The 22988-nt window shown below is 39.3% G+C and carries 15 protein-coding genes; 8 read left to right on the top strand and 7 right to left on the bottom strand.

All coding sequences use genetic code 11. The features are described 5' to 3' along the window. Positions 1 to 177 precede the first annotated feature (177 nt). The 5 genes from F565_RS0112760 to F565_RS0112740 all read left to right on the top strand — a co-directional run bounded on the left by F565_RS0112760 (position 178) and on the right by F565_RS0112740 (position 7815). On the top strand, positions 178 to 1842 hold the full coding sequence (locus tag F565_RS0112760) for a BamA/TamA family outer membrane protein (RefSeq protein WP_035642773.1): 1665 nt from the start codon (positions 178 to 180) through the stop codon (positions 1840 to 1842). Positions 1843 to 1960: 118 nt separating this feature from the next. Next, positions 1961 to 5119, top strand: a complete 3159-nt coding sequence (locus F565_RS0112755; protein WP_035642739.1) for a SusC/RagA family TonB-linked outer membrane protein — start codon at positions 1961 to 1963, stop codon at positions 5117 to 5119. Positions 5120 to 5128: 9 nt separating this feature from the next. Continuing rightward, positions 5129 to 6613 (top strand): SusD/RagB family nutrient-binding outer membrane lipoprotein, encoded by a 1485-nt coding sequence (locus tag F565_RS0112750; protein ID WP_020213627.1) that lies wholly within the window; start codon positions 5129 to 5131, stop codon positions 6611 to 6613. Positions 6614 to 6625: 12 nt separating this feature from the next. Next, positions 6626 to 7279 (top strand): immunoglobulin-like domain-containing protein, encoded by a 654-nt coding sequence (locus F565_RS21615; protein WP_020213626.1) that lies wholly within the window; start codon positions 6626 to 6628, stop codon positions 7277 to 7279. A 20-nt stretch (positions 7280 to 7299) separates the two neighbouring features. Then, positions 7300 to 7815, top strand: coding sequence for a lipid-binding protein (locus tag F565_RS0112740; RefSeq protein ID WP_020213625.1), 516 nt, complete (start codon positions 7300 to 7302; stop codon positions 7813 to 7815). A 237-nt stretch (positions 7816 to 8052) separates the two neighbouring features. Here F565_RS0112740 and F565_RS0112735 read toward each other — a convergent pair whose 3' ends face one another. From F565_RS0112735 to F565_RS0112725, 3 genes are all read right to left on the bottom strand, one after another. Continuing rightward, on the bottom strand, positions 8053 to 8931 hold the full coding sequence (locus F565_RS0112735) for a bifunctional 5,10-methylenetetrahydrofolate dehydrogenase/5,10-methenyltetrahydrofolate cyclohydrolase (RefSeq protein WP_020213624.1): 879 nt from the start codon (positions 8929 to 8931) through the stop codon (positions 8053 to 8055). Between the two features lie 202 nt (positions 8932 to 9133). Then, positions 9134 to 10480 (bottom strand): signal recognition particle protein, encoded by a 1347-nt coding sequence (gene ffh / locus F565_RS0112730; protein ID WP_020213623.1) that lies wholly within the window; start codon positions 10478 to 10480, stop codon positions 9134 to 9136. Between the two features lie 356 nt (positions 10481 to 10836). Further along, entirely contained in the window at positions 10837 to 12207 is a 1371-nt protein-coding gene (locus tag F565_RS0112725; RefSeq protein ID WP_020213622.1) for a LamG domain-containing protein, read from the bottom strand. Positions 12208 to 12643: 436 nt separating this feature from the next. On the opposite strand from F565_RS0112725, the gene F565_RS0112720 reads away from it, so the two are divergent. From F565_RS0112720 to F565_RS0112710, 3 genes are read left to right on the top strand one after another with little or no spacing between them, the layout of a single operon-like run. After that, positions 12644 to 13165, top strand: coding sequence for an RNA polymerase sigma factor (locus tag F565_RS0112720; protein ID WP_020213621.1), 522 nt, complete (start codon positions 12644 to 12646; stop codon positions 13163 to 13165). Between the two features lie 44 nt (positions 13166 to 13209). Then, positions 13210 to 14109 (top strand): FecR family protein, encoded by a 900-nt coding sequence (locus F565_RS0112715; RefSeq protein WP_020213620.1) that lies wholly within the window; start codon positions 13210 to 13212, stop codon positions 14107 to 14109. After that, the gene (locus F565_RS0112710) at positions 14106 to 16649 is read left to right on the top strand and encodes a TonB-dependent receptor (RefSeq protein ID WP_020213619.1); all 2544 of its coding nucleotides are present in this window, start codon (positions 14106 to 14108) and stop codon (positions 16647 to 16649) included. The genes F565_RS0112715 and F565_RS0112710 overlap by 4 nt, the downstream gene beginning before the upstream one ends. A 95-nt stretch (positions 16650 to 16744) precedes the next feature. Here the strand turns inward: F565_RS0112710 and F565_RS21610 are convergent, their stop codons facing one another. The 4 genes from F565_RS21610 to F565_RS21605 all read right to left on the bottom strand — a co-directional run bounded on the left by F565_RS21610 (position 16745) and on the right by F565_RS21605 (position 22966). Beyond that, positions 16745 to 18148: a peptide-N-glycosidase F-related protein gene (locus F565_RS21610; protein WP_020213618.1), complete on the bottom strand. Its 1404-nt coding sequence runs from the start codon at positions 18146 to 18148 to the stop codon at positions 16745 to 16747. Between the two features lie 114 nt (positions 18149 to 18262). After that, on the bottom strand, positions 18263 to 19930 hold the full coding sequence (locus F565_RS0112700) for an MBOAT family O-acyltransferase (RefSeq protein ID WP_020213617.1): 1668 nt from the start codon (positions 19928 to 19930) through the stop codon (positions 18263 to 18265). Beyond that, entirely contained in the window at positions 19930 to 21363 is a 1434-nt protein-coding gene (locus F565_RS0112695; protein WP_020213616.1) for a LysM peptidoglycan-binding domain-containing protein, read from the bottom strand. Before F565_RS0112695 ends, F565_RS0112700 begins: the two co-directional genes overlap by 1 nt. Then, positions 21353 to 22966, bottom strand: coding sequence for a hypothetical protein (locus tag F565_RS21605; RefSeq protein ID WP_020213615.1), 1614 nt, complete (start codon positions 22964 to 22966; stop codon positions 21353 to 21355). Before F565_RS21605 ends, F565_RS0112695 begins: the two co-directional genes overlap by 11 nt. Positions 22967 to 22988: the final 22 nt, after the last annotated feature.

The raw sequence follows: 22988 nt of genomic DNA, 5'->3' as shown, positions 1-22988 counted from the left end.
TTAATACTAAAAATTTCTTATGTTTAAATAACCCGCTTATTACGGGGCTGCAAATGTAGAAATTATAATTTACAAAACAAACCATAATTCATTAATTTTCAAACAACTCATACCTCTTTTGCCTTACCTATATTTTTTGGGCATTTTTTGCGTTATTTGCATGCTAACCTTTTTGTATTGAAACATTTTTTATTCATAGTTCTTTTTCTCCTTATCGCATTTACTGCCAAAGGGCAAAAACTGCACCTTAAAATTGAAGGCAAAGATGCAGTTGAAACCAAAATTATCGACTCGCTATCATACAATAAACTGCATAACAACGCAAAATCTATTATAGACGAAACCTCCCTCCTCTCAAAAAAACTATACACTTCGGGCTATCTTGAAAACAGGGAACTTGCCCACCTAAAAACAAACGACAGCACTTTTGTGTATTCTTTTACGATTGGCAAACGCACTAAAAACTTACACATTTATACCGGAAAGCTGTCGCAGCAGCAAAAAGCACTCCTTAATATAAGCAAGGACACAATAATAATGACACTCGCCGAAGTCGAGGGCTTTATGAACACCAATATGGCTTTACTCGAAAAGAAAGGCTACTCTCTAAGCTCACTGCAACTTACCGGCCAAACCCGCAAAAATCAAAATCTTGCCGCCAACTTAATTGTAAATATCGAAAAACAGCGCACCCTGGATGATTTAGTACTGGAAGGTTACCCGAAATTTCCGGAAGGTATTCGCCGAAATATTTTAAAACAATATAAAGGCAAAACCTTTAACCGGGAAAACCTGCAACGGGTGTATGCTGATTTTAATGCTTTGCGCTTTGTAACCCAACCCCGTTATCCAGAGATACTTTTTAAGACCGATACTACCAAAGTATATGTTTATCTGCAAAAAGCAAAACCTAATACTTTTGATGGCTTTATTGGTTTTAGTAACGACGACCAAAGCAAAGTGCGCTTTAATGGCTATGTAGACCTACTCCTTAATAATGTACTTAACTCAGGAGAGAAATTCAACCTTTACTGGAAGAGCGACGGCAACAAGCAAACCACTTTTAACGTATCGCTCGAATTACCCTATATGTTTAAAAGCCCCATTGGTGCTAAGGCGAGCCTTAAAATATTTAAACAGGACAGTACTTTTCAAAACACGGTAAGCGACCTTAATTTAGGATATTATTTTAGCTACAACTCAAAACTGTACGCTGGTTACCAACAAACACAATCGGTAGATATTCAAAACACTAACACAGCGTCTATAGCTGATTATTCTAACGCTTTTTACACATCCACCTATGAGTACACCTCTTATAATACAGACGATTTTTTATTCCCTCAAAAAATATCGCTGTTTATAAAAGGAGGTGCAGGAAACCGGGATGGTAAAACAGTAAACAGCAACCAGTATTTTGCACAGGTTAATTTTTCACACAATTTATATCTTAACAAACGGAATATTATTAACATAAAAAATCAGACCTATTACTTAAAAAGCGACACTTATATAATTAACGAATTATATCGTTTTGGGGGTATAAATTCCATCAGGGGATTTAACGAAAACAGCCTGCAGGCAAATATGTATTCTGCCCTAATGGCAGAGTACCGCTACGTTCTTGCTCCAAACATGTATGTACACACCATTACAGACTATGGTTATTACCAAGACCAGACAGCACAAATTAAAGACAACCTTTTAGGATTAGGCTTTGGGTTTGGACTATTTACCAGCACAGGGCTCTTTAACATAATATATGCAAACGGCTCTGCCAAAGGCCAAACCATAAAGCTTTCAAACTCAATAGTTCACCTGAGTTTTAAAGCGTCATTTTAACACTTATTTAAAATTTAATTATGTTAAGCAAAGAGTTTATCTAAAATTTATCATAAAATTATTGTTTTCGTTAAGTTTAATTCAGATATTTGATATTGACTAACTCAATTAATAATCGATGAAAACAAGGCTTCATGTTTTGCTAACGCTGCTGTGCACGTTAGTGATGCAAATTTCATTTGCACAGGAAAGAACAGTTTCTGGAACTGTTACCGACGGAACCGGGTTACCCGTACCCGGTGTTAATGTGGTAATTAAAGGCTCTACCACAAGTACCCAAACCGACTTTGACGGTAAATTTCAAATTCAGGCCACTCCGGCCCAAACATTGGTCTTCAGTTTTCTTAGCATGGAAACCCAGGAAATCAAGGCAACTTCTGCAACCTTAAATGTTAGCATGAAGGACTCATCAATCCAGCTTGAGGGCGTTGTTGTTACGGCTTTAGGTATCAAAAGGGAAAAAGCTTCCATTGGTGCTGCCACAACAACAATACGATCTGAAGAACTTGTAAAAGGTTCACAAGCAAACATTGCCGATGCGATAAAAGGTAAAGTTGCGGGTGTAATTATTTCGAGCGCCTCTACAGATCCCGGAGCATCATCAGGGGTTGTAATCAGGGGTTTTAGCAGCCTTTCCGGCTCTAACCAACCTTTGTATGTAGTAGATGGTATTCCTATTAATGATCAGTCTAACTTTTCAAGTAGCCTTGATAACGCGACCGATTTTGGCCGTGGGTCACAGGATATTAACCCTGCAGACATTGAAAGTATGACCATTCTTAAAGGTGCCTCTGCAGCGGCGCTTTATGGTGCCAGAGCTGCAAATGGTGTTATCATGATTACCACTAAAAAAGGTAAAGCCGGTAAACTTTCGGTAGATTTTACTTCTACAACAAGTTTTACCCAAGTTTTAAGGACTCCTAAGTACCAGGACCAGTTTGGTCAGGGATGGGATGGTAACCACGATCTTATTGAAAACGGTTCATGGGGCCCACGATTTGATAATCAGCCACGTGTATGGGGTAATGTCGTAAACAACAGTCAGCTATTAAAGCCGTATTCTTTTCAAAAAGACCAGTTAGAAAACTTTTTTGATATTGGCTCATCGCAATTAACTTCATTCTCTGTATCAGGAGGCTCAGGAGACAGTACAGTACGTTTATCTTATTCCAATTCTCAACAGGATGGTATTTACCCTACAAATGCAGACTCGTTTGAAAGGAATACTATTGGCTTGTCAGGAAGTACAAAAGTGGGTAAAGTAAGCTTTAGCGGTAGCATGAATTATGTAAATACTGGCGGTAGTACTATTGCAACAGGACAGGGATTAACCGTGTATAATAATTTATTGCAAATACCTACCGATATTCCTATTACTGAGTTTAAGGATTATAACAACCCTTTCCACAATATATCTAACTACTACACTCCCTATGGTGTTACAAACCCATATTATACATTAGATAAAAACGGATCTGATTATAACAAAGAACGTTTTTACGCGTCATTAGAAGCCAGTTATCAGGTTAACTCATGGTCAAGCTTTACCTACCGTTTTGGTATTGACACTTACACCGATTTAGCAAAGATATGGACATCAAGACTTGATGCAGTCCCTGGAAGTCCAAATGATGGGTCTTCTACAGAAACTCCTGGTAGTTATTCTGAAAGTTCAAATACAATTAAGCAGCTAAATCACGATTTATTATATAACTTGAATTTTGATCTGGGCAGTAATTTTGACATTGCATCAACATTTGGTTTAAACGTTAATAACAGGGAAACCTATAATTATACTGCCGGTGTAACCAGTCAGGATATTCCAGACTTCTATTCATTCTCAAATAGTGCAGAGATTCCAACTGTTTCAACTTCTATTTCAAAAAGAAAACTTTACGGTGTATATAATACTACAACCGTTTCTTATGACGATCAGCTATTCTTAACAGGTAACTTTAGGAATGACTGGTATTCTACGCTTCCTGAAGCAAACAGGTCTGTATTTTATTCAGGTGTAAATAGCAGCTGGTTATTTTCAAGGACATTTCCTGGCATAAATAAAGTTATTAATTATGGTAAGCTAAGGGTAGGTTATGGAGAAACTGGTGTAGATACTGCTCCTTATCAGGTATCTTCTGTAGTAACACCAACAAACATTGGAGTTGGATTTGGAAATTTACAATATCCTATTAATGGGATTAGTGCATATTCTCAGGGAAACAGAGCACCAAATCCAAACCTTAAAGCGGAACGACGAAAAGAGTATGAGCTTGGTATTGAATTAGCCTTTTTTGACAACAGGATAACACTTGATGCTACATACTATGATTCAACAGTAGAAAATCAAATACTTTCTTTACCACTTGCACCAAGTACAGGTTATACAACTCAAACTGCAAACGTAGGTACACTTTCCAACAAAGGTTTTGAAGCATTATTAGGTATTAACTGGCTTAACAAAGGCAATGATTTCAACTGGAACACAACTTTGAATTTCGCTACTAACAATACAATTCTTAAGGAACTTGACCCACGTTTAAATCTTGTGGAATTAGGAGGACTTACAACTACTCAACTGGTAGCGATGAAAGGCCAGCCGGTAGCATTAATACAAGGTTATGTTCCTGAGTACGATCCAAATGGCAATATTGTTGTAGATGCTACAGGTGTACCTGTACGATCTACAAATGGTAATGGGAAAGCTGTTTATGGCGATACACAATATGACTATACCATGGGTGTAAGCAATACTATCAGCTACAAAGGCTTATCTCTTGATTTTACTTTTGATATTCGCCAGGGCGGATTAATGTACTCCCGTACTGCAGATATTACACGATTTACCGGAAATTCAATAACTACAACCTATAATGACAGGCAGCCATTTATTGTGCCCGGGTCTGTAGTTAAAACTACCGCAGATGATGGTACTGTAAGCTATGCGCCTAATACGACCCCAGTAGACCGCGAACACATGGATGATTACTATAGAGCTGATGCTTTGTCAAGATCCACAGTTATAAGTAAATCGTATATCAAATTACGTGAAGTTGTACTGACATATAAAATGCCGGCTAAAATACTTGAAGGCACTTTTATACAAGGATTATCATTATCTATAATAGGAAGAAATTTATTTCTATGGACTCCTGCAAGCAATCAATTCATTGACCCTGAATCTTCAACTTTTGGCACCGATCTTCAGGCACAGTTTGGAGAATTTAGCGCTAACCCATCTACAAGAAGCTTAGGTTTTAGTCTTAAAGCTAATTTTTAAAAAATAACTATGAAAAATATATCTAAAATATTGTTGTTACTAATAGTTGGCATTGCTGCTTCCTGTGATAAGGAGCTCGATATCAATACGGACCCCAACTTTCCCGCAGCGATTAACAGAGGGCTAGCATTAACCGCAGCTGAGTCATCTTTAATAACTGTAACAGGAAGTGACCTTACAAACCTTGGTGGCTTTTACTCCCAGTATCATACCCAGTCTCCAAGTGCAAGCCAGTTTGAAGTTATAGATTCATATAACATTAATGGAACATATTCTAATGCTATATGGACAGAACTTTATGCCGGTTGCCTTAACGACCTAAAATATGTAACAGCACAATCTCAGGGAGATGGTGACACTGCTACAGCTCTAATTGCAGAAGTTTTGCGTGCTTATACATTTCAATTATTAGTAGACTTGTTTGATGCAGTACCATATACAGAAGCTCTGCAAGAAGGTATTATTACCCCAAGACCTACTCCCGGAGCTGAGATTTATGCAGATCTTCTTGTAAAAATAGATGCTGCATTAGCCGCTTACGAGGCTAACCCAAGCGAAACGAGTGTGGGAAGGCAAGACATTATTTTTCAGGCTAATATGAGCAAATGGATACAGTTTGCTAACACCCTTAAACTAAGGATGTATATTAGAATGGCGTATACTGCAAATGCAAATCCTACAGCTGTTAATGCACTTTTGGCAGAAAACAATTTTTTAACTGAAGATAGTAAGTATGATAATTTTGCTGAGTCTGCAAATAAAGGGAATCCATTTTACGAAAATATTATTTCTCAAAATGGATTAGGGGATGTAAATAACGTTGCGAGTAACTCTTTACATGACTTTTACACAGGCAATAACGACCCACGACTTGCCGCTGTATATAAACCAAATGCATCGGGTGCTTTTCCATCCATAGCACAGGGAACAGGTAACACTATAAGTGGTACTGCAATTGCCTTTGCAAGAGTTAATATTAGTTCACTTACCCCTGTATTTCTAATCAGTGCTGCCGAAAGCTATTTTTTACAGGCTGAAGCTTTAGTAAGGTATGCTGGTGGTACTGGTGCAAAAGAAAAATATGATGCTGGAGTAAATGCATCTTTTGCAACTTATAAATCATATTTTGGTTTAGCCCCTGCAGCTACCGCAGCTCCTCTTATTGCAACTGGGGGTGCATATGAATATGTGGCAAGTGGCAACATAGAAACCGATATAAGACAAATTATTATCCAAAAATGGGCTGGATTAGCTTATATCAATAATATTGAGTCATGGATAGAAACTACAAGAACAAAATATCCTGAAGTTGTTGCAACTGGAACTCAAAACTACACAGAGGGCAATCGTATACCGTCACTACTAACTGTACTATCAGGAACTCAGGTGCCAAGTATATTATTTTATCCGGACAATGAGACTAATAGAAATCCTAATATTACACAGAGAAATTCTTTAACAAACAACGTTTGGTGGGATTTAAAACCTGAATAAAAATAAAATAAAATGAAAAACTTATATAAATTACGACATGTAGGGCTTTTAAGCCTTTTACTAATACTTTTCTCATGTACTGAAGACCCTATATCATCAACAGTGACATTCTATCCTGATATGACACTAAATGGCGATAGGATTACTGTATTAACTCAAGGTGACACATATACTGAGCAAGGAATAATTTCAACAGAGAATGGCGTTGATCTTGAAGTTACAACAACAGGATCTGAAGATGTTGATCCTAACACGCCGGGCGTATATGATGTATACTATTCATCTGTTAATAGTGATGGGTTTTCTAAAGAATTAAGACGTACTGTTATTGTTTTAAGTGCTCAGCCCAGCGCTGTAGATTTATCCGGAACTTTTTTTAGAAATGGCTTCGCAAATAACATAACCAGAGTATCTGACAGAGTTTATACATCTGACAATGCAGGAGGAGTTTCAAGGACAGATGCGGCAAACGTAAATAACCTTATAAACTTCACATTTTATAATATTGATGATGTTCAAATCTATGCGCCTTATCAGGAAGATACAACACCAACAGGTATCGATGTTGAAAGCAATATAGGCACAATTGTGAGCCCTAATAATTTTACATGGGTATTATATGCTTCTGCTTTTTACGGCACCGCAGTAAGGAATTTTGTACGATAACAACATTAAAAACTAAGATTATGACCAAACTTAATATAAAAAAGATTATCGTAGCGTTGTTTGCAATTGCTACAGCCGTATCGTGCGATAATCAGGGATATGATGATTATAATCCCGGTAGTACTCCTACACAAGCGTTAAACGGAGAATGGTTTATAGACATTAGCGACGCAGATGGTAACGTATTAGCTCAGCATACGTTACACAAAACATACGATACTAACGATGGAGACGGCACTATGTATTTAAGTGACCGTATAGGCCCTGGCGCAGATGATTTTTCTGGCTATTATCTGGAAAGCAAAGTACAAACTAATGTACCAAATTTTACATTTAGTGCCAATGATGTTGAAAATGCAGCCGATGGAACAAGAGTTACTATTACTAACGGTAAAATAATTAAAGGTGCAGGCCATTCAAGAACCGGCGTAGTTACCGATAGTATTTATTTTGAAGGTGAATTTGATTATGACCCGGGCAATAAAATTATTTTTGCCGGACACAGAAGAACCGGCTTTAATGAAGACGAATTTTAGCCAGAAACTTAAATAGTAAAACCATCTTTTAAAAGCTAATATCCGGATATAAATGTTTTAATATTTAATATAAAAGTACAATCCGGATATTTTGAAGATTCATAAAACAAGCGATTGCTGAATAGATGTAACTCTTTTCTCAATCGCTTGTTTGCTTGTAGCGTATAACAAATTCTGACAAACAAAAAATCCCAAGCAACAACTTGGGATTTTTTTTGTTCGTATATTATTGCAGGATTACTTAACCCTTCTCATTTCTCTTGCAAGCAGCGTGTTTTTAAGCAGCATGGCAATAGTCATAGGACCCACACCACCGGGAACCGGCGTTATGAACGATGCTTTTTTGCTAACATTTTCAAAGTCTACATCGCCGGTAATTTTATACCCTTTTTCAGAGTCATCAGCAACACGGGTAATACCCACGTCTATAACCACCACACCATCCTTAACCATCTCTGCTTTCAGGTAGTTAGGTACGCCAAGGGCAGTGATAATAATATCTGCCTGAGTGGTTATCTGGCTAATGTTTTTTGTATGGCTGTGTGTAAGCGTAACGGTACTGTTACCCGGGAAACCCTTGCGCCCCATAAGGATGCTCATTGGGCGGCCCACAATGTGGCTACGTCCTATCACCACGGTATGCTTACCGGCTGTCTCTACATTGTAACGCTCTAAAAGCTCCAGGATACCAAACGGCGTGGCAGGGATAAACGTTGTCATATCAAGTGCCATCTTACCAAAGTTCTCCGGGTGGAAACCGTCTACATCTTTGCTTGGGTCTACCGCCATAAGCACTTTCTGCTCATCTATTTGCTTAGGCAATGGCAGCTGTACTATAAAACCGTCTATATTATCGTCCTGGTTAAGTTCTTCTATTTTCTTTAAAAGCTCCAGCTCGCTTATAGTACTTGGCAGTTTTACAAGGGTACTTTCAAAACCTACACGCTCGCAGGCTTTTACTTTGCTGTTTACATAGGTAAGGCTTGCGCCATCATTACCTACAATTACGGCAGCAAGGTGCGGCACCTTTTCGCCATTGGCCTTCATTTTATTTACTTCGATAGTAATCTCGTCTTTAATATCTTCCGAGATCTTTTTTCCGTCTAATAATTGCATTCTTATTTAGTTGTTTAAAGTTTAAGGTTTAAAGTTTTCCACTCATCCTCTTAAAACCTGTTTGTAGTTAGTTGTTTATTTAATCGGTACAGGTTTAAAGTAAGGGAATCCCAAAACTTTAAACCTGTTATAGTTGTCCATTTTTTCAGTGTAATTTTCGCGCCAGGCTTTGCAACCTGAACCTTAAACCTGAAACAAAAAATTATGGCTGTGGCATACCACCTTTCATGCCGCCCATCATCCTCATCAGGTTTTTGCCGCCACCGCCCTGCATCATCTTCATCATCTTGCTCATTTGGTCAAATTGCTTAAGCAACTGGTTAACCTGCTGTATAGATGTTCCGCTGCCTTTAGCCACACGCATTTTACGTTTAGCGTCAAGAACGGCAGGCTTGCTGCGCTCACCCGGGGTCATGGAGTGTATTATAGCTTCGATGTGCTTAAAGGCATCATCTTCAATTTCCACATCTTTAAGTGCTTTACCGGCACCGGGTATCATGCCTACAAGGTCTTTCATGTTACCCATTTTTTTTACCTGCTGTATCTGGCTTAAAAAGTCGTCGAAACCAAACTCGTTCTTCGCTATCTTCTTTTGCAGCCTGCGTGCCTCTTCTTCGTCATACTGCTCCTGTGCACGTTCTACTAACGATACCACGTCGCCCATACCAAGTATACGCTCTGCCATACGCACCGGGTAGAAAACATCTATAGCTTCCATCTTCTCGCCGGTACCAATAAACTTAATAGGTTTATTTACTACCGATTTTATAGTAATGGCTGCACCACCGCGGGTATCACCATCAAGCTTAGTAAGTATAACACCGTCAAAATTTAGCCTGTCGTTAAATGCTTTAGCTGTGTTAACAGCATCCTGTCCTGTCATAGAGTCTACCACAAACAGCGTTTCCTGCGGCTCAATCGCTTTATGCACGTTAGCAATCTCGGTCATCATCTCCTCGTCTACAGCAAGGCGGCCGGCGGTATCTACAATTACTACATTGAAACCGTTAGCTTTGGCATGTTTAACAGCGTTCTGGGCAATTTCTACAGGATTGCGGTTACCTTCTTCGGTATATACCTCTACCCCTATTTGCCCACCCACTACCTGCAGCTGGTTAATTGCTGCGGGGCGGTAAATATCGCACGCTACAAGAAGCGGCTTTTTATTCTTTTTAGTTTTTAGGTAATTTGCAAGCTTACCCGAGAATGTGGTTTTACCAGACCCCTGTAAACCCGACATTAATATTACCGTAGGGTTGCCCGATAGATTGATACCTGCCGCATCGCCGCCCATAAGCTCTGTAAGCTCATCTTTAACAAGCTTAACCATAAGCTGGCCGGGCTGCAGGGTGGTTAATACATTCTGGCCTATGGCTTTATCGCGCACACGGGTAGTAAAATCTTTGGCTATTTTAAAGTTAACGTCGGCATCAAGCAGTGCGCGGCGCACCTCTTTAAGGGTGTCGGCAACGTTAACATCGGTTATCTTTCCGTGGCCTTTTAGTACGTGAAAGGCTTTATCTAATTTATCGCTTAAATTATCAAACATAATGCAGGTTCATTTATAGAGGTGCAAATTTAAGGATTTGATTTTGAAGTTACAGGGTTATGCAAATAAAATAGTAGTGCCGGTTGGATAATCAACACAAAATTATCCTGATTTTACTATACAGGTATTTTTTAAGAATTATAGCGCATAGCAATTAACCACAAGGATCACAATGATTTTTACGAGGGAGTACAAAGCTTTTTCTTTTTTTACATACAAAGTTTACAATTCCGATACCGGAATTGAACCACACAGTGCTTGAGCAACAAAGAATATGAAACATAAAAAAACCGGCTCTAACAGTAGCCGGTTTCTCTTGAAAAAAACTTGAATATTTAAAAAAACATAACTTAAAACTAATTCAAACAAGTATTACAATCACCTTCTAATTCATGCAGCGTTTGCACATTAGCCTGGGTAAGCACTTTTTTATAAACCCTAAGGTCGTCCAGATATCCTGTAAAGCCCTGCCCTATATAATAATCCAGCATGGCATTACCAATACTGCCGTTTGTAAACTGTAATGTGCTTTGCAACACTCCGTCACGATATAACTTAGCTTCATAATTAGCAGAAAGCGTAAGCACAAGATGGTGCCAGTTTGTAGTATCAGTTGGTAAACCTGCATCAGCACCCCAGTTGGTATCCCACACTTCTCCGCCCTGTGCGCCAAATCGTGGTTTGTTAAGATCGTAAAGAGAAAGGTCGAAACCATTTGTACCATTTGGCCCTTTTGTAAAAAGATGCTCTAAGTTAGATGGATTGGTATTCTGCATTTTAAACCAAAGGCTTACACTTAACTCATCGCCATCTTTAATAACATTTGCAATAGATGCCCTCACCCTTAATGCCTGCCCACCGTTAAATGATAAGGCACAACGAGCATTACCATTCCTATCGGCTACAAAAACAGTATCAGTTGGTGCAGTAACTGTGCCGCCTTTAAGGTCGCGTACACTCCCCGAAAAAGGTATGTAAATTTTTAAGCTGTCAGTAAGTATACCGGGGTTGCCGCACGTTGGGGTTTCCGGGACTTCGGGAACCGTAGGCCTGCAGTTTGCCACTGCAGCATTTATAGCAAGCTGAAGTTGGGTATTGTTATTTACCACTAAACTTTGCCCCGCTATATTAAGGGTTACCGGGTAATTTATAGAATAATATTCGTTAGCACCCAGGTTAAGCAGTATAGGATATAACTGGGTATTGTTAGCAACAACATACGTGTTTTCCATTTGAAGGCTACTGTTATAACCATAAACAGTAATGGGATAACTAAGGCTTACACAGTTGCTGTTTATAAACTGCGAAGAAGCATTACAGGTACGAACAAGGTTATTATATTGTGCCTGGCTGGTTACTTCCTGCTGTGTACCATCAATGTAAATAATTGTTATAGGAAATACAAAACCAAGATGGTTATAACTCGCCGTACTATCGTTAAACACATCCTCAACACTTTCATAATCGGTAGTATCTGCTACTGTAATCTGCTGTCCGTTTGCTAAAACTTCTACAGGCAGTTTTATCCTGAAACAATCTGTACTATCTATAACGCTTGCATTATTACTTCCATTTGCCGATATAGATGTTAGCAAACGGGTAAGCTCACTTTGCTGGTTAAGCGCATCGGTAACTGTTTCGCTTAAGGCATCGTCCTGGCAGGAATATAGTATAGCCGATGTTATAATTACGACAAATACACAAAATATCTTGGTAATCCTTTTCATAAACATTTGTTGGATATAGTATAAACAATCAAGCAGTTAAATACCCTACCTGTAAGGCACAAAAAAACTGCACATAAAAAAACCGACCCTGATAAAAGGGCCGGCTGGGAGCAATTTTTAAATTACAAAGCATTTTCTTTTTCAAATATCGTACTACTTATATAATAATTCAGACGGCCTTGTTGCATTATAACAGACAACATTAAAAACACCCTACCTCTATTTTATTATTTTTTTGCTTATACATAATAAACCCTGTTGACTAATAATAATTTCAGGCTTCAATAAAACTTTCAATAACAAGAAGCCCCCTGTTTTACCCTACCTGTTTTTAAAAAGAAATTTAGCTGTAGGTTTGCAGGCTAAAATAAAATGTACAATTACCCTTGCCAATCAAAAAAATGTATAATTTAACAGCCACTTTTATTAGCCAAAAATGAAACAGGAACAACCCATAGGCATTTGTGAAGAACTAAAATTCTCCGCTTTTTTTAAGAGCCATGCTAAGGCGCTTCGCAATTTCCTGTACTATAAATTTGGCAACGAAGAGCAGGCAGACGAGGCAACCCAGGAAGCTTTTATAAAACTTTGGGAAAACTGCGCCAGCGTACCGACGGAGAAAGCTAAATCGTTTTTATATACCGTGGCAAATAATACCACGCTTAACCATATTGCCCATAAAAAGGTAGTACTGGAATATTCTAAAAAAAATGTAAACCATGACACTAACAACCAGAGTCCGGAATTTTTAATGGAAGAGGAGCAGTTTAAGGTTAAGCTGCAAAAGGCAATAGCAAACTTATCTGAAGCGCAGCGCAGTGCTTTCCTGCTGCACCGTATAGATGGTAAAAAATACCATGAAATTGCAGAGATACTGGGCATAGGTGTTAAGGCTGTAGAAAAACGTATTCACGGCGCACTATTGCAATTAAGAAAAGAAATTGATACCTTTAGGTAGGGTTTTCTACCTCATAACTGTTATAATAAAAACAGGAAGAAACAATGAACGAGAATGTTACCTTAGCAAAGTGGCTAAATGATGAGATGAACGACAAGGAATTGAAAGATTTCATGGCGCTGCCGGAGTATGCTACTTACAGTAAAATAAAAGAATTTTCGGGGCAGCTTACCGTGCCACAAGCCGATATGGATGCCTTATACCAAAACATTGCACGTAACAGGAATAAAGCCCACCAGCCCAAAGTGCGCAAACTTAACCCGTGGATGCCGCGTGTAGCTGCAATTTTAGTATTGGCTTTAGGCATAACCTTCTTTTTTTACACCACTAAAACCACCACACAGATTGCTGAAGCAGGAAAGATGGATACTTTTTTATTGCCTGACAATTCTGAAGTGGTGCTTAACGCAGGATCTGAGGCTGATTATAAAGAATTTAACTGGGATAGCAACCGTAAACTGCAACTTAATGGCGAGGCTTACTTTAAAGTAGCCAAAGGCAAAACGTTTGATGTTGTTACGCCTGTTGGTACTATTACTGTTGTAGGTACTCAGTTTAATGTTAGGGCGCGCAACGGCCGCTTAGATGTAACCTGCTTTGAAGGCAAGGTAAAGGTAACTAACGGTAAAGAAACTGTGTTTTTAACTCCCGGCAAAACCGTAGCTTATGAAAACGGAACCAAACTTAACTTACCCGATGTTAAAGCCACTAAGCCCGGATGGCTAAACCACGAAACTTATTTTGGCAAAGTGCGTTTACAGGAAGTTATAAGCGAGATGGAACGCCAGTATAATGTAACCATTAATCTTAACGCTAAAGCCGAAAAACGTTTTAACGGCACGATACCTATGAATAATATTGATAACGCTCTTGACCAGATAATACTTGTATATCATTTACAGGCAAAAAAAGAGGGCAATATTATTACACTATCTGCTGAATGATGCAGGGCACCAGGAGTTTTTTACTGCTTAGTTTATTTTTTTTTTTCGCCGCCAATGCATTTGGGCAGGACGAGAAAAAAAGTGTTGAGCTAAAAAAAATACTGGAAGACATAAAAAATCAATATCACGTAAAGTTTAATTACGCCGAAGATGATGTTACAGGGCATTCAATTTTTCCACCTCCTGCACAACTACCTTTAAAAGCAAAACTCATATATCTGTCTAACCGCACTGGCCTTACCTTTAGGCAAACGGGCGGTTACATTGTTATATATACTACCACTAAAGCTCAAAAGCCAAAACCCCTTTGTGCTTATGTGCTGGATGAACTTGGGCAGCCGGTAGATAATGCCGTTATACAGTTTGACAGTACCACTAAAGTTGTAACCGGTACGGATGGTTATTTTGAAATACCTGTCAGGGTAAAGTCTATTTATATATCACAGATGGGCTACGAACCGGTAGTTATGCCTGCAGAGCGCCCGGACACTAATGATTGCCTTGAAATTATCCTTACACTTGCCATACAACAATTAAACGAGGTTGTTGCAGAGCGGTACCTTGCTACTGGTATCTCCAAAAACAAAGACGGCAGTTATGATATTAAGCCAAGAAAATTTGGCATTCTCCCCGGCCTTATAGAACCCGATGTTTTGCAGGCCATGCAACAGCTACCCGGCATAAACAGTATAGACGAAACGGTAAGCAATATTAACGTGCGCGGCGGCACGCATGACCAGAATCTTTTTATGTGGAATGGCATACGCCTTTTCCAAACAGGGCATTTCTTTGGGCTTATATCTGCCCTTAGCCCTAACCTTGCGCACGATATTAAGATATCTAAAAACGGTACATCGGCATTTTATGGCGAAAGCGTATCGAGCGCGGTAGATATTTCTTCACGTCCTCAAAATATCGGGGCCGGAACTGTGAGCATAGGCAGTAACATGATAGGACCGGACTTTTACGCTAAAGTAAAACCTTCAGACAATGCCAATATAGAAATATCTGCACGCAGGTCTTTTACAGATGTACTTGCTTTTCCTACTTACAATAAATATTCTAAGCGTATTTTTCAGAACACCATTGTTACCAGCCTTAATAATAGTACAGATGTAAATTATAAAAGCGATAAAGAATTCTATTTTTATGATTTTACAACATCTTACCATCAAAAAATAGGCGCTAAACATGATGTTTATGTAGATGTTATAGGCATTAATAACAAGCTCGATTTTATACAGGGAACCATAACAGCTACCAATGTGGTTACAAAAGCAAGCCATTTAAGCCAGCTTACCCTGGGAGGAACCGCCGCATGGCGTGCACAATGGAGTGAAGGCCATAGCACTGAATTTGGCATGTATGGTTCTTATTACAATGTAGATGCCCAGAACGAATCGATAGAGTTTAACCAGATAACCAACCAGGAAAACACAATACTTGATGCCGGTTTTCGATTTTCTGATGCTAAAAAAATAAACCCTTTGTTTACTTTGCATAGTGGTTACCAGTACAATGAAATAGGGATTAAAAACAGCGACCGTATAAACGAACCGCAATACAGCCGCAATGTAAAAGATGTTCTTCGCACACATGCTGTTATAGGCGAGCTTGAATACCGCCCGGAAAACAGCAGGCTTTTTGCACGTGGGGGCATCAGGGCAAATTACATTGAACAATTTGGTATGCTGTATGCCGAACCGCGCCTGCAGCTTAATTATGCCCTTGCCGAAAACTGGCAGCTGGAAGTACTGGCCGAGAAAAAAAGCCAGTCGGCATCTCAGGTAGTAGAACTTCAGGGCGACTTTTTAGGTATAGAAAAACGGCGCTGGGTACTTGCAGATAATAACGCAGTACCATTGCAGCGCAGCAACCAGGCATCGGCAGGGATATCGTTTAAAAATAAGGGATGGCTGGTTACACTCGATAATTTTTATAAAAAGGTTAATGGTATTACCACAGCGGGACAGGCATTTCAGGACCAGCTCGAAACAGTTCAGGCGCGAGGAAGCTACAGGGTATATGGCACCGAATTTTTAATACAAAAACAATTTAACGATTTTTATGCCTGGCTTAGCTACACCTGGAACAAAAACGATTATAGTTTTGATGGTGTAGAGCCTATACGTTTTCCCAGCAGTTTTGAACTTAGCCATACCATAAATACAGCCGTAATTTATGAGTGGGATAATTTAAAGATAGCATTAGGGTCTAAATGGTTTACGGGCCGCCCCGTTACACCACCGCTTATAAGCGTACCTACATACAACAGTACAGGTGCTCCATCTGTAGCATATAACTATCCCAATTCAGATAATTTGGACAATTTTTTCCAGGTTAACTTTTCGGCATCTTACGCCTGGAAGATATTCTCTAAAGTAAACCTGCAACTCGGCGTATCAGTACTAAATGTATTTAACAGGCAAAACATCATCAACAAATACTATCGTATAAACACTTCGCAAAATGGCATTGAGGTAGTAAACACATATTCGCTTGAACGCACTCCTAACGCACTTATAAAATTAAGTTTTTAAGTACGTTGCAAAAAAAATCCGCCATTAAAAATGACGGATCTTCTATTATAAAAAAATTCTCTGTACTTCTTTTCTAAAATGCCAGCAGCATACTACTATTTTTTGATGATCTTTTTAGTAGCTACCTGGTTATTCTCAAACTGAACTTTTACAATGTAAACACCACTTTGCAAAGATGACATGTTTACAGCTGCAGCATTACCCTGCATTACAACCTGGCCCAGGGTATTAGTAACTGAGACTGTTTTAATAGTCTGCCCGTTAGTAACGTTTATTGTTGCAACGTCGTTAACAGGATTTGGGGCAATTGTAAATGCATTTGCTTTAAACTTCTCAGTCCCGGCTACATCTTCAGAATAGCCCTGAACATAAACCGACATTGGGAAGTAGCCATCGTTACCACTAAATGTAGCAGCAGGCACATCCATTTTAAAATTGTGAGAGCCTGCCGGCAGGTTACCAAGATCTACAATACGGGTTTCTATACGGGCACCCGGGCACCAGCTACGTGTTAACCATGTTGCTTCGCTCCTTACTGAGTTTCCGTAAACTCCATTAGGCATAGTATTGTAAGCCCTGAATGGCTCACAGTTTTGTCCTGGCCTGTACCTTAACAACTGTACATCATCAAGATATATTTCATGAAACCTGTTCCTGTATTCTTCGCCATTGGCATTAGCACCATGATTAGACATTACTACATAAAACTTAGCATTAGGAACTTCTTCGTCAAAGCTAAAGTTGATGGTCCTTACAGTTTCACCTAATTCGTCTGTACCCTGCCCCAAATTATTAGTTTCGGTTGCCTGTACATAATCTTTAAGCTCAAATTTATAAGAAAGCCATTTAAAGTAATTATCACCCTGTACAATAGTTGGGTCATTTTCTGATACTAATTCTAATGTACCTTTGTAAACATCATTTCTGCCCCTGCAAAGGCCACTTGCCCTAAAATCCCATTGTGCACCACCCTGATCGGCACTTTCTGCACCCTGGTGTCCATAAATTTCAAGTTCTATCCAAAAATCATAGTCAGCATAAAGCGTTTGGTCATGAAGTATTTTTGCAATATTATCGGCCTCAAAAGTATACGGCACAGAAGATGTTGAAGACCTTGTAATGTTATTCATGAAAGGCGTAATAAACCTGCCTATTTCTATCCTTTGCACATCTGCATATAAATAAGAAGTAGCATTTTTAGGTACAAATGCAAGATTTACGTTACCAATACGGTCATAATCATCACACAAAGCTTCGGCGGTAACATTTATGGTTAGCCTGTTGCCTATCGCATTAATCTGATCTTCGGTAAGCTTTTTCCCATAACACCAGTTTTTAAGACGAAGAGATTCTTCCGGTATCGGTGTTGTAGATAGGCCGTCATACATACCGTAATAAACGGCCTCATCAAATACGGTAAGTGTATAAGGCTCCTGTGCATGTGCCTTAAAACCAAGCATAGAGGTACACAGGGTAAAAATAAGTAGTGTTTTTTTCATTTGGGTATTAATTATGCGCCTAATTTAATATAATATTTCCATTAAATTCACACACTTATATATACACCCCATTATTTAACACCAAAAAAACTTATTCGCACAAAAATGTTATGGTTAAAATTGGAAGTAGATAAATGGCTGTGGCCCCGCCGATGCAGCTGCATAAACCAACCAGAAAATAAATCCTAAAACTATAGCTTTAAGAACCAGAGGGGTAAGAAAAAATGCCTCCTTTAAACCTTTAGAAAAACCTTCGGGCATTAAGTGCCATATATAGCCTATAGCCATTAGTATAAATACATTTTTATAACCCAGGATAATAGTTTGCCATTGGTTAGGATCGAACGTAACATGGCTTATGTTAGTTATAAGGTCGATGGCTGTAGGGAAATCCCTGGAACGGAACAGTATCCAGCAAAATGCCACAAAATGAAATGTTATAAGTATAGATATAACCTTCCAAACGCCGCCTAAAAATGTAGGCTGTGCATCTTTTTTTGTTGGGAAAATTTCATTGAACAATTTATGTACCGCTAATGCCAAACCATGTAAAGCTCCCCAAATAATAAAGAGCATGCTTGCCCCATGCCACAGGCCTCCAAGAAGCATTGTAGTAAAAAGGTTTACGTTAGTAAACATGGTTCGCTCTTTATCTTTAGATAAAAGGAATGAAAGTGCAAAAACTACTAACCCGCCAATGCTTAAAAACAGTGGAATATTACTTACGTGTGAAAAATTGATTCCCCATATTATCAGCCCACAAAAGAACAGGCCGGGAAATAAAAAGCCTGCAAACGAGCCGTGCCTGTTACCCCCTACCGATATATAAAGGAAATCTTTTAGCCAGGTAGATAATGATATATGCCACCTGCGCCAGAACTCGGTAATGGATGCCGATTTATATGGCGTACGAAAGTTAGTAGGCAGTTTAAAGCCAAGCAATAATGCTACTCCAATTGCCATATCTGAATATCCGGAAAAGTCGCAGTATATCTGTATAGTATAACCGTAGGCCGCCATTAAGTTCTCAAAAGCCGTATAACTGTTTGGAGAATCGAAAACGCGGTCTACAAAGTTTATCGAAATATAATCGGATATCACCGTTTTCTTGATAAGCCCGCCTATGATAAGGAATAACGCATAATTTACGTCTTCTTTAGTGAGTTGTAATTTGGCGTATATCTGCGGGATAAAATCTTTAGCCCTGACTATAGGCCCTGCAACCAGCTGAGGGAAAAACGACACAAAGAAAAGATAATCGATATAGTTTTTTGCCGGTGTGATTTCTTTCCGATACACCTCTATTATATAACTGATTGACTGAAATGTATAGAAGGATATACCAACCGGAAGCAATACTCTGTTAAAAGTATAATCAGCACCTAAGAGTGCATTAGCACCGTCTAATATAAACGTGGTATATTTAAAATAGCCCAGAAAGGTAAGGTTAACAATAACGCTAAACCACAGGTACACTTTTTTTTGTAAGCTTCTCTCCTCCCGGTACAAAAAGTAACTCAGTGTATAATCTACCACCGATGAGAGCAGCAGCAGTAAAAAATAAATACCGCTTGATTTATAGTAAAAGAATAATGAAAACATTATTACATATACAAGCCTTAACCTAAAGGTATTGCGGGTAAGAATATAAATACCATAAAATACTAAAAACAACCCTAAAAATAAAGGCGTATTAAATAGTATAGGCGCTTTAGGATCGTAAATAAACCATCCCTGCACATCATCAATAGTTATTTGCGGCAAAAAATCACTTAGCTGCATTACTCCCTGTTGGTTTTAAAATTATCATACCCTTTAAAAAAAGCCTCGCTAAAAAGCCTGCCCTGTTTTTCGTAACCGTCTTTACTATAATGAACCCTGTCGGTACTCATAAGCCCGCGGGCCGCATTGCGGGGCACGCCATAAAGGCCACCCATTTCGCTAAACAAATCCCATGAGGCATAGTTAACAGTGCTTTCCTGTACCTGTATTTCTTTAGCGTAAGACGCTGCAAAAGTATTCACGTATTTTCTCCTGAAAAGTGATGGTGGCGGTGTCATGACCAGTACACACGCATCGGGACTTACAGCTTTTACACTGGCTATAAATTTATTAAGCTGTACTATAAAATCAGGCGCAGCCATTTTATCAAAGGTTTCATTAGTGCCCAATGATATAATTACCAAATCCGGGTTGAGTGCCGGAAGTTGTTCGAAAAACAACGGGTATTTATTATAATCAGATGCTTTTGCACCATTTACACCTATACTGTGGTAAATAACACCGGGAGCATCGTTCTCTAACACGAGCCCGCTAAGATCATATTCTTTAAAATCACGATTAGGCAGCAGGTATATTTTAGACAGGGCATCGTTACTATGGTAAAAATGCGACTTGCCATCGGCCTGTAAATCTAACGGTATAAACTCCGATCGTGTTACTTCGCGTTTTTGCAGTTCTTTTGTGGGTATCTTTAAGGTTTTTCCGGCCCGAATGCGGTCATTCTTTAGCCCGTTAGCTTTTTTAAGCTGGGTTATAGATATGTTGTATTTATCGGCAATGCCGCCAAGCACTTCGCCATTTTTAATTTTGTGGGTTATTTTTTTAGGCACCGTACTTTCAAGCACAATGGTTTTAGAGCTTGTGGCAAGGTCAAATTCCTGTTTATTACCCGGTGTAATTACCTTAAGTGTATTAAAACGGTAGGCACTGTCGCGAACGTTAAGCTCTACTACAAAATTCTCGCGGGTATCAAGGGCAATACCACTAAGCCCTACATTTGTTCCGGGTTCTACCGGATATATTACACGGCGGCTGTGCCATGATGCATTGCTTTTATATCGGGTAATATAACTGCCGTTTGTTTTTGCCAACTGGTGCGGAAAACTAAACCCTGCACCCGCATTGCCAAAACGTTCCTGCAATTTCTTGCGGATAACATTGGTCATTAGATCGGCCTGTATGTGCGAGTCGCCTATGTGTACAATATTTATTTTGCCTGCTTTTTGCTGTTCAAGCAAATACAGCTTTTCATAAAGCAGTTTAAGCGACGATGTATTGGTAATAACATTAGGCCCTTTTACCTCAACAGTATCGGTAACAACTCCCACAGCATCTACCTCCAGGCTATCAATATCTACATCGGTAGAATCAATTTGCGCGGTTGCAGCAAAGCCCAAAAGGCAGAACAAAAACAGGTAAAGCCTATTGCGCATTAACGGTGTCTTTTTTTATGATAGAATCTGGTTTTGCCACTTTTTTAGGAGCGGGTTTAGCCTGCTCAGCCGGTTTTGCCGGGATTGGTGTTGGTTTTGCCGGCACAACTGCAGGCTTGCCGGGAATAACAACCGGTTTTGCAGCAGGGTTGGTTATAGGTTTTGCAGGCTGCTGTACCGGTGGCGTTGCAATTTTAAAAGAATCGCGTACCGGTCTTACCGGAGTTACTTCCACAGGTTCAACAGGCTCTGGTGTAGTAACGCCCCTAAGTTTTTTATATTTTACGTAGCCATCATTAAGTTGTTTGTAAATAAGGTCGGATATTTTTTTAGAACCCCTAAAATTAAAGTGGGTATAATCTTTATTGGCCTGTGCCGGTGCCTCGTCTACCCATTTTACCATAGAGCCATCGCCGCCCATAAGGGTATACAGGTTTACGTAAGCCGACTGCGTTTGTACAGCATAGCGTTTTTGAGCCAGTGTAAGTGGCACAACAGCCGAATCGGTTTTCATTTCTGTGCCGTACTTGGTCGATTTATCTGCGGTAGAAATGATAAGTATAGCCACACCAGGGAAACATTCTCTTAAATGATCTACAACTTTAGCCATTCGTTTTTCGTACCATGAGTAGTTAAGCGAGCCATAGTTAAGTACATTGGTACCATAGTGCAGCACAATAAGGTCGTAACCCAGCTTATCGTTAAAGGCACGCATAAGGTTAGTATTAAAACTACCTATAGGCAAACCTGAATTACCGCGATTAGAAAAGTTATCTACATGTACACCTTTGCCATCATCAAAATTAAACCCGTAAAACGGAATAGAGTCTGCCGCAATAAAATTAGCCTTAAAGCTTTTTATACCGCCATCGGCAACGTTTACAGTATTTAAAATATTAGATGCAGGAAGCTTTTTAATAAGTGTATCGCCACCGATAACAACCTGCATTTTTGCTTTTGTATTACCACTCCTGCCGTAAAACAACGTAGGGTTGTTAAGCTCTGAAAGATGGCTAAGCCTGCTCGCTTTATATTTTACCCAAACCGGATTCACAGTATCTCTCTTTACAAAGAATACGTGGCCATTAATACCAAAAGGCTTTATTGGATTTTTAATTTTAAGATACGATTGTGTTTTCCAGTTGTCTGAAAACTGGTGTGTAAGTGTGCTGCGCGATGGCGCCGACTCTGATGTAATATTTACGAAGCCCACACCCTCACCGCCAAAACGTGCCTGAAGGCTGGCGCGGAGGTCTTTCACGATCATATCACCATCGGTCATAGAGTCGCCAAAATAGGCAATACGTACCTTACCCTGCTGTTTGGTTTCCAGCTGCAATAGCTTTTCATAAAACACTACAAGGTGCTGAAAGCCCTTATAGTCTTCGTAATCCTCCGTGGGGAATTTGATGCCGTTTGTAGCCTCAAAAGAAATTCTGGTATTTACCAGCGTGTCTTTTTCGGCAGGGGCGCCTTTGGCCGCCTCAACCGCTTCGAGCATGGTACTGTCTACCACAACATTTTTACCTGCCGCGACAGTCTCGGTAAATATCTTTTCGGGCAAAAACTTTTTAAACACAAGCAGTGCTATGATAGAAAGCATCACAATAGTAAACGACTGAAAG

This window comes from Flavobacterium rivuli WB 3.3-2 = DSM 21788, from assembly GCF_000378485.1.
Classification (GTDB): Bacteria; Bacteroidota; Bacteroidia; order Flavobacteriales; family Flavobacteriaceae; genus Flavobacterium; species Flavobacterium rivuli.
Note: the sequence above shows the minus strand (reverse complement) of the source record. Positions and strands in the feature narration are given on the sequence as shown.

Coding starts and splice junctions, on each gene's coding strand:
- F565_RS0112755 (WP_035642739.1), top strand. CDS start 1,961: ATGAAAACAAGGCTTCATGTTTTGCTAACGCTGCTGTGCACGTTAGTG.
- F565_RS0112750 (WP_020213627.1), top strand. CDS start 5,129: ATGAAAAATATATCTAAAATATTGTTGTTACTAATAGTTGGCATTGCT.
- F565_RS21615 (WP_020213626.1), top strand. CDS start 6,626: ATGAAAAACTTATATAAATTACGACATGTAGGGCTTTTAAGCCTTTTA.
- F565_RS0112740 (WP_020213625.1), top strand. CDS start 7,300: ATGACCAAACTTAATATAAAAAAGATTATCGTAGCGTTGTTTGCAATT.
- F565_RS0112735 (WP_020213624.1), bottom strand. CDS start 8,931: ATGCAATTATTAGACGGAAAAAAGATCTCGGAAGATATTAAAGACGAG.
- ffh (WP_020213623.1), bottom strand. CDS start 10,480: ATGTTTGATAATTTAAGCGATAAATTAGATAAAGCCTTTCACGTACTA.
- F565_RS0112725 (WP_020213622.1), bottom strand. CDS start 12,207: ATGAAAAGGATTACCAAGATATTTTGTGTATTTGTCGTAATTATAACA.
- F565_RS0112720 (WP_020213621.1), top strand. CDS start 12,644: ATGAAACAGGAACAACCCATAGGCATTTGTGAAGAACTAAAATTCTCC.
- F565_RS0112715 (WP_020213620.1), top strand. CDS start 13,210: ATGAACGAGAATGTTACCTTAGCAAAGTGGCTAAATGATGAGATGAAC.
- F565_RS0112710 (WP_020213619.1), top strand. CDS start 14,106: ATGATGCAGGGCACCAGGAGTTTTTTACTGCTTAGTTTATTTTTTTTT.
- F565_RS21610 (WP_020213618.1), bottom strand. CDS start 18,148: ATGAAAAAAACACTACTTATTTTTACCCTGTGTACCTCTATGCTTGGT.
- F565_RS0112700 (WP_020213617.1), bottom strand. CDS start 19,930: ATGCAGCTAAGTGATTTTTTGCCGCAAATAACTATTGATGATGTGCAG.
- F565_RS0112695 (WP_020213616.1), bottom strand. CDS start 21,363: ATGCGCAATAGGCTTTACCTGTTTTTGTTCTGCCTTTTGGGCTTTGCT.
- F565_RS21605 (WP_020213615.1), bottom strand. CDS start 22,966: ATGCTTTCTATCATAGCACTGCTTGTGTTTAAAAAGTTTTTGCCCGAA.